Annotated in this window: 11 protein-coding genes; 4 read left to right on the plus strand and 7 right to left on the minus strand. The window is 61.5% G+C overall.

Annotation, left to right across the window (positions count from 1 at the left end):
• Positions 1-5 precede the first annotated feature (5 nt).
• A complete protein-coding gene (uvrA, locus tag FNB15_RS16690) occupies positions 6-2,894 on the minus strand; it encodes an excinuclease ABC subunit UvrA (protein WP_144069791.1) in 2,889 nt (962 codons plus the stop codon).
• A gap of 111 nt (positions 2,895-3,005) precedes the next feature.
• Here uvrA and ssb point away from each other — a divergent pair, with 111 nt between their 5' ends.
• Positions 3,006-3,512: a single-stranded DNA-binding protein gene (gene ssb, locus FNB15_RS16695; protein ID WP_144069792.1), complete on the plus strand. Its 507-nt coding sequence runs from the start codon at positions 3,006-3,008 to the stop codon at positions 3,510-3,512.
• 75 nt (positions 3,513-3,587) lie between these two features.
• Here the strand turns inward: ssb and FNB15_RS16700 are convergent, their stop codons facing one another.
• The 5 genes from FNB15_RS16700 to mazG all read right to left on the minus strand — a co-directional run bounded on the left by FNB15_RS16700 (position 3,588) and on the right by mazG (position 5,987).
• On the minus strand, positions 3,588-3,998 hold the full coding sequence (locus FNB15_RS16700) for a hypothetical protein (RefSeq protein WP_144069793.1): 411 nt from the start codon (positions 3,996-3,998) through the stop codon (positions 3,588-3,590).
• A gap of 2 nt (positions 3,999-4,000) precedes the next feature.
• Positions 4,001-4,321, minus strand: a complete 321-nt coding sequence (locus FNB15_RS16705) for a hypothetical protein (protein WP_144069794.1) — start codon at positions 4,319-4,321, stop codon at positions 4,001-4,003.
• A gap of 45 nt (positions 4,322-4,366) precedes the next feature.
• On the minus strand, positions 4,367-4,645 hold the full coding sequence (locus FNB15_RS16710) for a CsbD family protein (RefSeq protein WP_342777563.1): 279 nt from the start codon (positions 4,643-4,645) through the stop codon (positions 4,367-4,369).
• Positions 4,646-4,680: 35 nt separating this feature from the next.
• On the minus strand, positions 4,681-4,983 hold the full coding sequence (locus tag FNB15_RS16715; protein ID WP_342777564.1) for a CsbD family protein: 303 nt from the start codon (positions 4,981-4,983) through the stop codon (positions 4,681-4,683).
• A 176-nt stretch (positions 4,984-5,159) separates the two neighbouring features.
• Positions 5,160-5,987: a nucleoside triphosphate pyrophosphohydrolase gene (gene mazG / locus FNB15_RS16720; RefSeq protein WP_144069795.1), complete on the minus strand. Its 828-nt coding sequence runs from the start codon at positions 5,985-5,987 to the stop codon at positions 5,160-5,162.
• A gap of 280 nt (positions 5,988-6,267) precedes the next feature.
• On the opposite strand from mazG, the gene FNB15_RS16725 reads away from it, so the two are divergent.
• The 3 genes from FNB15_RS16725 to FNB15_RS16735 all read left to right on the plus strand — a co-directional run bounded on the left by FNB15_RS16725 (position 6,268) and on the right by FNB15_RS16735 (position 11,942).
• Positions 6,268-8,238 carry a calcium-binding protein gene (locus FNB15_RS16725; RefSeq protein ID WP_185973592.1) on the plus strand — a complete coding sequence of 657 codons (1,971 nt, stop codon included), beginning with the start codon at positions 6,268-6,270 and terminating at the stop codon, positions 8,236-8,238.
• 130 nt (positions 8,239-8,368) lie between these two features.
• Positions 8,369-10,528, plus strand: coding sequence for a type I secretion system permease/ATPase (locus tag FNB15_RS16730; RefSeq protein WP_246068712.1), 2,160 nt, complete (start codon positions 8,369-8,371; stop codon positions 10,526-10,528).
• On the plus strand, positions 10,518-11,942 hold the full coding sequence (locus tag FNB15_RS16735) for an HlyD family type I secretion periplasmic adaptor subunit (protein ID WP_144069797.1): 1,425 nt from the start codon (positions 10,518-10,520) through the stop codon (positions 11,940-11,942). The genes FNB15_RS16730 and FNB15_RS16735 overlap by 11 nt, the downstream gene beginning before the upstream one ends.
• Before the next feature lie 133 nt (positions 11,943-12,075).
• On the opposite strand, the gene FNB15_RS16740 is transcribed toward FNB15_RS16735, so the two are convergent.
• Positions 12,076-13,182, minus strand: coding sequence for a DUF1513 domain-containing protein (locus FNB15_RS16740; protein WP_144069798.1), 1,107 nt, complete (start codon positions 13,180-13,182; stop codon positions 12,076-12,078).
• Position 13,183: the final 1 nt, after the last annotated feature.

A 13,183-nucleotide genomic window follows, 5' to 3' on the forward strand; every position in this document is an offset into this window, starting at 1 on the left:
CGTGGTTATTCGGCCGCGTCGCGGCTCGATTTCTTCAGGCTGGGGGTGCTGCGCTGCGCCGCCGGCTTGAGATATTCCTTCAGGTACTGGCCAGTATAGCTGTCCTTCACCTTGGCGACATCCTCCGGCGTGCCCTGGGCGACCACGCGGCCGCCACCGCTGCCGCCTTCCGGGCCCATGTCGACGATCCAGTCAGCGGTCTTCACCACTTCAAGATTATGCTCGATCACGATCATGGTATTGCCGGAATCGACCAGCTCGTGCAGTACTTCCAGCAGTTTGCGCACATCCTCGAAATGCAGGCCGGTGGTCGGTTCGTCGAGGATGTAAAGCGTGCGGCCGGTGGCGCGCTTGGACAGTTCCTTCGCCAGCTTGACGCGCTGGGCTTCGCCACCTGACAGCGTGGTGGCCGACTGGCCGATCTTGATATAGCCGAGGCCGACGCGGTTCAGCGTTTCCAGCTTTTCGCGGATGGTCGGCACCGCCTTGAAGAACTCGGCGCCGTCTTCCACCGTCATGTCGAGCACATCGGCAATCGACTTGTCGCGATAGTGGATTTCCAGCGTCTCGCGGTTGTAGCGCTTACCCTTGCAGACATCACATTGCACATAGACGTCGGGCAGGAAGTGCATCTCGATCTTGATCAGGCCGTCACCCTGGCAGGCTTCGCAGCGCCCCCCCTTGACGTTGAACGAGAAACGGCCGGGCGCATAGCCGCGCGTCTTGGCCTCGGGCAGTCCGGCGAACCAGTCGCGGATCGGGCCGAAGGCGCCGGTATAGGTGGCCGGATTGGAGCGCGGCGTGCGGCCGATCGGCGACTGATCGATGTCGACGATCTTGTCGAGCCATTCCAGGCCTTCGATCCGCTCATGTGCGCCGGGCAGTTCGCGGCTGTTGTTCAGCTTGCGCGAGATCGCCTTGTACAGCGTCTCGATGGTCAGCGTCGATTTGCCGCCACCGGACACACCGGTGACGCAGGTGAACAGGCCGAGCGGAAAATCGACCGACACATTCTGCAGATTGTTGGCCTTGGCGCCGATCACCTTCAACAGCTTGTTCGACACGCGCTTGCGGCGGACCTTGGGCACGGCAACGAACCTGGTGCCGTTCAGATACTGGCCGGTGACGGATTTCTTCGCCGCCATGATGTCTTCAGGCGTGCCCTCGGCGATGATTTCGCCGCCATGCACGCCAGCCGCTGGCCCCATGTCGATGACATAGTCGGCCTGCCGGATGGCTTCCTCATCATGCTCCACCACCAGCACGCTGTTCCCGATGTCGCGCAGATGCACCAGCGTCTCGAGCAGTTTGGCATTGTCGCGCTGATGCAGGCCGATCGAAGGCTCGTCCAGCACATAGAGCACGCCGGTGAGGCCAGAGCCAATCTGCGAGGCCAGCCGGATACGCTGGCTTTCGCCGCCCGACAGCGTACCCGACGAGCGTGACATCGAGAGATAGTCGAGGCCGACATTGACCAGGAAACCCAGGCGGTCGTTGATTTCTTTCAGGATGCGCGCCGCGATATCCTTTTCCTTGGGCTTAAGCTTTTTCGTCAGGCTGAGGAACCAGTCGCGCGCCTCGGAAATCGAGAATTCGCAGGCCTGGCCGATATGCAGGCCGCCGACCTTCACCGCCATGGCCTCCGCCTTCAGACGATAGCCGTTGCAGGTCTCGCAGGCCGTGGCCGACTGATAACGCGACAGGTCCTCGCGGATGGTGTCGGATTCAGTCTCGCGCCAGCGCCGCTCCAGATTCGGCAGCACGCCTTCGAACGGCCGCTTCACCGTGTAGGTCCGCATGCCATCGTCGTAGGTGATCGGCACGATGTCATCGCCGGAACCATGCAGGATGGCGTTGCGGGTCTTGGCCGGCAGCTCCTTCCACTTGGTGGTGAGCGAGAATTTATAGAACTTCGCCAGGCCTTCGAGCGTCTGCAGGTAGTAGGGCGAGGGCGTGGCGGCACGCGACCATGGCACGATGGCGCCTTCCTTCAGGGAGATGCCTTCCTCCGGCACCACCATGGCGGCGTCGAAATACATCTTCGAGCCGAGGCCATCGCAGGTCGGGCAGGCGCCATGCGGGCTGTTGAACGAGAACAGCCGCGGCTCAATCTCCTCGATGGTGAAGCCTGAGACCGGGCAGGCGAATTTCGCCGAGAAGATGGTGCGTTCGTCCTTGTCGGCATTCTCGGCAAAGGCAATGCCATCGGCGAGATTCAGCGCGGTCTCGATGGAATCCGCCAGTCGCGTCTTGATGTCAGCGCGCACGACCACGCGGTCAACCACCACTTCGATATCGTGCTTCAGCTTCTTGTTGAGCGCCGGCACCTCGGCGATCTCGTAGAGCTTGCCGTCGACCTTCACGCGCTGGAAGCCGCGCTTCTGCAGGTCCTGCAATTCTTTTCTGTATTCGCCTTTGCGGCCGCGCACGATGGGCGCGAGGATCAGCAGGCGGGTGCCTTCGGTCATGCCCAGCACGCGATCCACCATCTGGCTGACCGTCTGGCTTTCGATCGGCAAACCGGTGGCGGGTGAGTAGGGCACGCCGATACGCGCGAACAGCAGGCGCAGGTAGTCGTAGATCTCGGTGACGGTGCCGACCGTCGAGCGCGGATTCTTCGAGGTGGTCTTCTGCTCGATGGAGATCGCCGGGCTCAGGCCGTCGATATGGTCGACATCGGGTTTCTGCATCAGCTCGAGGAACTGGCGCGCATAGGCCGACAGCGATTCGACGTAGCGGCGCTGGCCCTCCGCATAGATCGTATCGAAGGCGAGGGAAGACTTGCCCGACCCCGACAGGCCGGTCAGGACGACCAGCTTGTCGCGCGGGATGTCGACATCCACGTTCTTCAGATTGTGCTCGCGGGCACCGCGGACCGATATGAACTTCTGCATGGGTAAAACGCCGTATCTGGGGGGCCGATTATTGCTCTTTTCGGGCCGGGCTTTCATTATACGCCCGACTCATGATATAAGATCATCTCGTGAACGGATAGGGGTTAAGATATGGCTGGCAGCGTCAACAAGGTGATCCTGGTTGGTAATCTAGGGCGCGACCCCGAAATCCGCAGCATGCAGTCGGGCGAAGAGATCGCCCAGCTGTCGCTGGCGACGTCGGAAACCTGGAAAGACAAGGCTTCGGGTGAGCGCAAGGAGCGCACCGAATGGCACCGGGTCGTGATTTTCAACGAGAATCTGGTCAAGGTCGCCAAGTCCTACCTGAAAAAGGGCTCCAAGGTTTACATCGAAGGCTCCCTGCAGACCCGCAAATGGACAGACAAGGACGGCGCCGAAAAATACACCACCGAAGTGGTGTTGCAGCGCTTCCGTGGCGAACTGACCATGCTGGATGGCCGTGAAGGCGGCGGCGGATCATACGGCGGCGGCGGGGACGATTATGGCAGCAGTGGCGGCCCCGGTGGCGGTTCTGGCGGTGGTGGCCGCTCCTCTGGCAGTGGTGGTGGTGGTTCAGCCCCGCGCCGCGACGACATGGACGACGAGATTCCGTTCTGATCTGTCTGGGCATCTCAACGCGAAAGGGCGCAGCCGCAAGGCCGCGCCCTTTTCATTTTGAGCCTCAGCGAGGCGTCAGCGTTTCAGGATCGAGGTCAGCAACACGCCCAGTCCGGCTGCGACGCCTATGCTGGCCAGCGGATGCTTGCGGGCCAGCGGTTCGATCTCGTCACGCAGCTTGTCGATTTCTTCTTGCAGGCCATGCTTGGGCCAATAGTTCCACACCAGCCCGGCGATAATGCCCAGGATGAGGATGAAACCGATCAGCGTCGCGCCGGCTACAGCCGCGGCCCAGTGTGGCGCCATCGACGTGCCGTAGCCCAGGAAAAGCGCCCAGCCAAACAGGATGAAGCTGGCCGAGAGCGCGGCAAAGGCGATGATGCCCAGCACGGCAATGACGGCAAGGCGCCGTTTCTGCCGCTTGGATGCAGCCGCCTGCAACCCGCTCAGCAGCAAGCCGGGCAGCAGGGTCGCCATCGTGTTCATGCTTAGCGCTTCAGCAGAACGGTGAGCAGGGCGCCGGCGGCAAATGCGGCGAGCAGGCTGCCGGCCGGGTGCTCCTGAACGGTCTCCTCGATACGGTCGATCGCCTCGCGGCCGTGCTCCTTCAGGCTGCCGCCCAGTTCGACGATGCGGCTCTGCAGTTGTGCCAGTTCGGCTTCGGCCAGCGCGGTGCCTTCGGTCTTGGCACGCGTGACGAGGTCGCCGAGATCGCTGCCGAGTTCAAGTACCTGACTGCGCAGGTCTGCCAGTTCGGCTTCAGGGGTGCGGGCGCGGCGCCGGGTGCGGGTTGCTGCTGCGGTAGCCATGGGATGCTCCTATTTCTTTTTCGGGTTTCTGGGTTGGCGTCTGTGTTAGTGCTTGCTGGGCTTCGGCCTGGCGACGCCTTTGTCGGCCTCGGCCAGTTCATTCATCCAGGCTGCGACCTGGCGCTCGGCCTGGTCGGTGACGATGCCGTAGCGCTCCTGAATCTTGCCCACGAGCTGCTCGCGGCGGCCGGCAACGACATCGAGGTCATCATTGGTCAATTCGCCCCAGCGCTCCTGAATTTTGCCTGTGAACTGCTTCCAGTTCCCTTCGATCCGGTCCCAGGAGGGCATGGTGGCTTTGGCATTGGCGGTTACGCGGTCCATTGGGGAGGTTCCTTTTTTTTGAGTTCTGGTAGGGGTCAGCGGACGGCCTGGGTTTTCTCCCATTCATCCACCTGCTTCTCGGCTTCCTTCTTGGCGACGCCGTAGCGTTCCTGGATCTTGCCGACCAGCTCCTGACGCTTGCCGTTGATCACGGTCACGTCGTCATCGGTCAGCTTGCCCCAACGCTGCTTCACCTTGCCGGCAAACTGGTTCCAGTTGCCCTCGACCTGGTCCCAGGTGCCACTGCTGGCGGCATAGGCGGACGGCGCCATGGTCATTGGGGCGGCGGCGGCGAGCAGGGCGAGAGCGGAAACGGCTGCGATTGCGATCTTGCGCATGGCGATACTCCTTCGTGGTGCTGGGAAGGTGCCAAATTAACCGTGAGCGGGTGCGAAAAGTTCCGCTTGGCAGGCCTTTGTCTGGCCAATGTCACGAGGCAAGTATCTGATTTGCAAGGGAATCGGGCGAGGGCAGTGCGCTGCCACAGGCGGTGTCCAAAGGCCGTGGCCGGACGTTATTTCTGCTGGTTTTCCAGTAGCTTGGCCTTATTCCAGGCCGCATCCATGGTGTCGAGGTCGCATTCCGCCAACTGTTTACCTTCTGAATTGAGAATGATTTCCATATGACTGAATCTACGCTCAAATTTTCGATTTGCTGCTCGCAGCGAGGCTTCCGGATCGAGCTTCAGATGACGGGCCAGGTTGGCGACCACGAACAGAAAGTCGCCAAACTCTTCCTCAATGCGATCTGATCCACCAGATTCGATTTCAACCTCAAGCTCTTCGAGTTCCTCACGAATCTTTGCAAGAACAGGGCGTTTGTCCGGCCAGTCGAACCCGACCCGGGCGGCCCGGTTCTGCAGCTTCACGGCGCGTAGCAGCGCCGGAAGGCCCGGGGTGACGCCGGCCAGCACGGCCGACAGGCCATGATCGACGGCTGCCTCGGCCTTTGCGGCGCGCTCGGCGGCCTTGATGCTTTCCCAGTTCGCACTGACGGTCTCGGGATGATCGGCGTTCACATCACCGAAGACATGCGGATGCCGGCGGACCATCTTGTCGGCGATCCCGGCGGCGACGTCCGGGAAGGCGAAATGGCCGGCTTCCTCGGCCATGCGGGCATGGAACACGACCTGCAGCAGCAGGTCGCCGAGCTCATCCTTGAGCGCCGGCAGGTCGTTGCGCGCAATGGCGTCTTCGACCTCGTAGGCTTCCTCGATGGTGTAGGGCGCGATGGTCGCGAAACTCTGCTCGAGATCCCAGGGGCAGCCACCATCCGGGTCGCGTAGCCGCGCCATGATGCGCAGCAGTTCGGCCAGGCTGGTGAGATCATGGGAAGCTGTCATGGCGGCCTAGGTGCGTCTGGATAAGAATCAGATGTTTTCATCCTGCAGGAATCACGGCTGCCTTGCCATCGCCGCCAAAAACGAGCCTCTGCTTCCGACAAGGCCTCATTGAATACGGGACAAGCTGTCGAGTCTGCTCCTTCTAAGGATGTGAATATTTTCGCCACAATACTCCTTTAAGGGTATTCTAATTATATTAATTACACTTATTGCGATTGACAGTTTTTCTCCGGTTGTGGAAATGTCGCCAGCAACTGATAGCGATTCCGGAGGGGAAAAGATGGCTGTTATCACTGGCGATGCCACAGATAACGTTTTGAATGGTACGGCCGCTGCCGATCAGATTTACGGCCTTAATGGCAATGACACCCTCACCGGCGGCAATGGCATCGACCTGCTTGATGGTGGCGATGGCGATGACAGCCTCTATGGCGGCAATCAGAACGACACGCTCAATGGCGGGAATGGCATCGACACCGCCGTGTTTGAGAAACCGATCGGTCGCTATCGGATCACCTACAATAACGGCGTCATCACGGTTGATGCGCAAAGTGGCTACGAAGATGTCGACACGCTGACCGGCATGGAGAAGCTGAAGTTCAACGGTCTGGTCTATGACTTTACCGGCTGGACGGGCGGCCCGTTGCCGGAACCGACAATGCCAGCGGGAACCGTGTATGGCACGGAAGGCCACGAGACGCTGACCGGGACCGGCGGCGTTGACTATCTACACGGCCTTGGCGGCGACGATGTTATGATCGGCGGCGCCGGCGGCGATATTCTGGTCGGCGGCAGCGGCAATGACACGGCGAGCTATGCCGGTTCATCTGCCGGCGTCACGGTCAGCCTGGAGACAGGGCTTGGCTTCTATGGCGATGCCGCAAACGATGTACTGCATGGTTTTGAAAACCTGCAGGGATCCAGTTTCAACGACACACTGACCGGCAATGGCGGCGACAACATTTTCATCTCCAGTGGTGGTGTCGACGATATCACCGGAGGAGCCGGTGTCGATTGGGTCGACTACAGCGATATCGTGAAGCCTGCCGGTATGACCGGCATGTTTTTCCAGAGGGGCACGCCCACGAATATTGCTTCCTATTTTTACAACGCATCAATCAATCCGTTTAAGGATACATTGCGCCAGGTAGAGGGTGTCCGCGGTTCGGCTTACGACGATGTTTACATGAACATTCTCACCTCTGACGACATGTTTGAAGGCGGCGCCGGAGCGGACATCTTCGATGGCAGAGGCGGGAATGACACGCTGGTTTACACGCATTCCGCCGCGGGTGTGAATGTCAATCTGGCAACAGGTGCTGCCAGCGGCGGCGATGCAACCGGCGACCAGTTCACTGGCAGCTACGTATGGCGCGGGACTACGCGAAACCTCGCAGGTGCAACCAATCTCTCAGGCTCTGAGCATGCCGACACGCTGACCGGCAGCAGCGTTGCCAATGTGCTGCGTGGTGCCGATGGCGACGATACCCTGCGTGGCGATGGCGGCAACGACACCCTGGATGGCGGAGCCGGTGTTGATATCGCGGTTTATGCCCTGTCGCTGAACAACTACACGATCAGTTACAACAGCGGAGCCATCACGGTCGCTGCCAACATTGGCACCGAGGGCACCGATACACTGACCGGTATCGAGAAGCTGCTCTTTGCTAATGGCACCCTCGATCTTACAGAGTGGACAGGCGGGCCTCTGCCGCCGCTGCTCGGGCCGAACGACATCATGGGCAGCAGCGGTGATAACGTCTTGACGGGAACCGCGGCCGGCCAGTCGATCTACGGGATGGCCGGCAATGATTCCATTAGCGGTGCCGGCGGGAATGACGTTCTGACCGGCGGAGACGGCAGTGACACTTATCTGGTCGCACGCGGTGATGGTGTCGACGATATCGTGCAGGCCGGCATAACCGATGCAGCCGGCACCACCGATGCTGTCCTGTTCGGAAGTGGTGTGTCCTACGACCAGCTCTGGTTCCGACAGGTCGGCAACGACCTGCGGATCGATGTGATCGGCGAGAGCGCCAGCAGCGTGCTGCTGAAGAGCTGGTATACCGACAGCACCCGTCGGGTCGACAGCATCCAGACTACGGATGGCAGTCACAGCCTTTCGGCAGCCAATGTGCAGGCACTGGTTGACGCCATGGCGACCTACACCCAGCCGGGAACCGGCGACTTCACGCTGTCGCCCCAGCTGGCGAGCGATCTTGCCCCGGTGTTTGCCACAACCTGGGCCTAGAAAGCCGCTCCCCAGAATTGATGTCTGCCCCAGCCCTGACTGCAACGGCATTCCAGTTCTCCGCAACTAGCCCTATAGTTGCTACAGTGGATTGATCCCCCCAGAATGGGGGGAGGTGTGGGGGATTTCGTTGGAGCAGGGAGCAGGCAAGCCGGCTGAAGGCGACAGGGGGCTCCTCTGTCTCGCGCTGGTCATGCGCGTGCTCGGGCGGCCGGTCGATGCCGGGCAGCTCTTGCACAGATTTGCGAACCCCGGCGGGCAGACTTCCGGCGATGACATCATTCGTGCGGGACGGCAGCTCGATCTCAAACTGCGAAAGATCGCCACGACCTGGCAACGGCTCAGCCGCACCCCGCTGCCGGCCATTGCCGGCCTGAAGGATGGCGGCTTTATCGTACTGGCCGCCGTGCGCGAGGAACAGGGCCGGGAAGGCGTACTCGTCGCGGACGGGCACGACGGAAAACCGCGACCGATGACGCGGGCCGAGTTCGAAGCGATCTGGAGCCAGGAACTGATCCTGGTGGCAACACGCGCCGATCTGTCCGGTGTCCGGCGTCACTTCGACGCGTCCTGGTTCATCCCCGCCATTGTCAAATACCGCAAAATGTTCGGGGAGGTGCTGCTCGCCTCCTTCATCATCCAGTTGCTGGCCCTGGTTGCACCCCTCATGTTCCAGGTCGTGATCGACAAGGTCATGGTGCATCGGTCGCTTTCAACGCTGGACGTTCTGGTCTTTGCGCTGGTCGCGATTGCCATATTCGAGGCGATGTTCGGCGGGCTGCGGACATACCTGTTCTCGCACACCACCAACCGGATCGACCTGGAGCTTGGCGCGCAGCTCTTTCGCCATCTGATGGGTCTGCCGCTGGCCTATTTCGAAGCGCGCCGCGTTGGCGACAGTGTCGCCCGGGTACGCGAACTGGAGAATATCCGTAATTTCCTCACTGGCTCGACCGTCACCGTCGCCGTGGATCTCGTCTTCACCTTCGTTTTCATTGCCGTGATGTTCTTCTACAGCCCGCTGCTGAGCTGGATATGTCTGGCGGCGGTGCCGTTCTATATCGCCATTTCCCTGATCGTTACCCCGACGCTGAAGCGTCGTCTCGATGAAAAGTTTGCCCGCGGCTCGGAGAACCAGTCCTTCCTCGTCGAACGCGTTGGCGGAATCGAGACGGTGAAGGCGATGGCCGTAGAGCCGCAGATGCAGCGCCGCTGGGAAGAACTGCTGGCGGCCTATGTACGGGCCTCCTTCCGTGTCGGCAATCTTTCCAACTTCGCCAGCCAGGCAGCCCAGCTGATCAGCAAAATCGTAACGGCGGCAATCCTGTGGGTCGGCGCGAAGCTGGTGATCGGAGGAGGGCTGACAGTCGGCGAGCTGATTGCCTTCAACATGCTGTCTGGCCGCGTCAGCGGCCCAATCCTGCGCATTGCCCAGCTCTGGCAGGATTTTCAGCAGGCGCGCATCTCCATCGAGCGACTTGGCGACATTCTGAATACACATTCGGAAGCCGGCATCAGTGCTGGCCGGCAATCATTGCCTCAGCTGAAAGGTCATATCGAATTCGATCGCGCGACGTTCCGCTACCGGCCCGATGGTCCTGAAATCCTGCGCAATCTCTCGCTGACGATCCCTGCCGGGCAGATCCTGGGCATTGTCGGCCCGTCCGGCTCGGGCAAGAGCACTTTGGCCAAGCTGGTGCAGCGTCTGTATGTGCCTGAGGCAGGCAAGGTCAGTGTCGATGGCCTCGATCTGACCCAGATAGATCCGGCATCGCTGCGCCGTGCCGTCGGTGTGGTGCTGCAGGAAAATACGCTGTTCAGCGGGAGTATTCGCGAAAATATCGCGCTGTCCGATCCGGGTGTTCCGCTCGAACGGGTGATCGCCGCGGCCCAGCTGGCGGGCGCACATGATTTCATTGTCGCGCTGTCGCAGGGTTACGACACGCTGGTCGGTGAACGCGGTTCGACTTTATCGGGTGGCCAGCGCCAGCGCATCGCCATCGCCCGTGCGTTGATCGGCAATCCACGCATCCTGATATTCGATGAGGCGACCAGCGCCCTTGATGTGGAATCCGAAGCCGCGATCCACACCAACATGGAGCATATCTGCAAAGGGCGTACGGTTCTGATTATCGCGCACCGGCTTTCGGCCGTCCGTCTGGCACACCGCATTATCACAATTGACCGTGGCCAGATCGTGGAGGATGGGGCGCCCGACCAGTTACTGCGGCAGGGCGGTCGGTTTGCCGCGATGATGCGGCAGCAGGCAGGGGGACTCCATGTCGTCTAAGGCTGGACGCCCCTCGGTCTGGAATGGTCTGCGCAACGCGACCGAGATCGCCCATGCTGCATGGAAATTCGAAAAACAGCGCGGTCCGCGCGAACCACGGCAGCGCGATGAAGTCGAGTTCCTGCCTGCGGCGCTTGAAGTTCTCGAAAGCCCGCCATCGCCGACGGCGCGATATACCTTCTGGTCGCTGACAGCGTTGCTGGCAGTAGGCTTGGCCTGGTCGTTTATTGGCGAGCTCGACGTGGTTGCCGTTGCCGACGGGCGCACCATTCCGGCCGGGCAGACCAAGGTGATCCAGCCATTGGAGCCGGGCGTGGTCCGTGCCATCCGTGTGCAGAACGGCCAGCATGTGAAGGCAGGCGAACGCCTGGTTGAGCTCGATCCCACGACGGCTGGCGCCGACATGCGGCGCCTGACCGCAGAACTGGTCGCCTCGCGTCTTGATGCGGCGCGGCTTGAAGCCTCGGCAATACCGGCCGACGCGCTGCGACGGTTTGTCCCTCCGATCGGCACGCCCAGATCTCTCGTCGAGCTGCATACTGCGATGCTTGTCAGTCAGGTCGATGAACATCTGGCCCGCCTGGCCGGGATGGATGCAGAACTGGAGCGCCGCAATGCCGACCGGAAGTCGGTGGAGGCCGATATTGCCCGGCTCGAGAACGCCTTGCCGCTGCTGCGTACGCGCAGCCAGGCCAGAACCGAGTTGGCAGACAAGGGCTTCGGGTCGCGATTGCTGGCGCTCGAACTTCAGCAGCAGCAAGTCGAGATGGAATACGCCCTCAGGGGACAGCGTCACCGTCGCGAAGAGGCTGCCGCCGCAGTCGCGGCCCTGCAGCGCCAGCGCCAGCAGATCCAGTCCGAGTATCTCAAGGTCGTCCTCAACCAGCGTGACGAGGCCCAGCGTAAGGCCGCTGTGCTTGAGGAAGAGTTCCTCAAGGCGGAACAGCGTCACGGACTGCAGACTCTGACGGCGCCACTGGATGGTGTCGTCCAGCAGCTGGCGATTCATTCCATTGGTGGTGTGGTGACTCCGGCCCAGGTTCTGATGGTGATCGTTCCTGACAATGCGACGCTCGAGGTGGAAGCAACGGTGCAGAACCGGGATATCGGCTTCATCCAGCCCGGCCAGGAGGTCGAGGTGAAGATCGAGACCTTCCTGTTCACCAAATACGGCACCATTCCGGGCAAGGTGATTTCGGTTTCCCGGGATGCCGTGCCGGATGAAAAGCGGGGGCTGGTCTATCCGATCCGGATCGCGCTGGAACGCAGTTCAATGAACGTTGATGGTCGTCAGGTGGAACTCGGCGCCGGCATGGCGCTGACCGCGGAGGTGAAAACCGATCGCCGACGCATGATCGACTATCTGCTGTCGCCAATCGCCCGGTACCGCCAGGAAAGCCTGCGCGAGCGCTGAGGTCGAACAGGCCGGGATAGCCGGAGCGCAGGCAGCGAGGAGCCTCAAAGACGCCGCCCTATCAATACCCATATATCGGATAATGTATATTATGGAAAATAAATGATATAGATTTTCCAATAGATTACCAAAATCAACCCGCAACAACCATGTGGTTGTCCCATTGCAGTCGTCCGGCCTCTGCCACTGTCGCCATGCGACCGTCATTGCCCAGCCGGTACATGCGGCCAAGCCCGTTTGATACCAGGAAGCCCGCGTCTGGTTGTGCCGCAAGCCCGCAGACATCGCGCGCCTCGCCGACCTGCAGCAGCGCCAGCCGCTCCATGTCCCAGATCAGCACCCGGTTGCCGCGCGGACTGCTGACCGCCAGATAGCGGCCGCTGCGGTCCATGGCCGCCGAGCCGCAATACTGCCGCATGGCCGCCCGCTGATCCTCGGGCATCGGCAGATAGCCCAGCCGGTCAGTCCCGGCCGGCGCGTCATGCACAGCCACCAGCGGCACCGTATCAGTCTCCGGGCCCTCATACTGCATGGCCACGGCCACCCGGCCGCGCCGGTCGATGGCGATATGGCGGATGCTGAGCTGGCGCAGTTCGGCCGCCGGGCGAACCTGACGCACCAGGCTGCCATCCCGGGCATCCAGATAGACCAGCGACGGGTCCATGTCCGGGATGTTGAGTTTGAGCCGCGGCATGTCTGAGCGCATCAGGATGCCGCCATTGGCCACCACCAGCGTGCGGCCGTCCGGCATCAGGCGGACCTCATGCGGGTCCAGGCCATGGGTGCGAATTTCACCGACACGTTTCCAGCGATCGGCGGCGTCATAGATGCCGAGCACGCCATCGCCGGTCGAGCCGATCGCCTCGGTGGCAAACATCAGCTTGCCGTCAGCGGTGAAAGCGCCATGCCCGCAGAAATTCCGGTCCTCGACCGCCGGGATCAGATGCAAGGCCGTGCCGGCGACCGGATCGAAAACCAGCGCGTAGTCGCCCGGCCGCCGCGCAAACGCCACCGCGATGCGGCCATCGTCACGCTTCGCAAAACTGTGGCCACGACCCGGCAGCGGCAACCGGTAGCGAAGCTGGCCATCGGCGTCGAAACCGGCCAGACCAAAGGTGCCCCTGTCGCCATAGGCGTTCAGATACAGGCGCGTCCGGGCGGCGCCAAAAGCCGACGAACCGACTAGCGGCAGCAGACCTGCTGCACCCAGACCAGAGAGAACCTCACGACGCGAAATCATC

The organism is Ferrovibrio terrae (assembly GCF_007197755.1).
Lineage (GTDB): Bacteria > Pseudomonadota > Alphaproteobacteria > Ferrovibrionales > Ferrovibrionaceae > Ferrovibrio > Ferrovibrio terrae.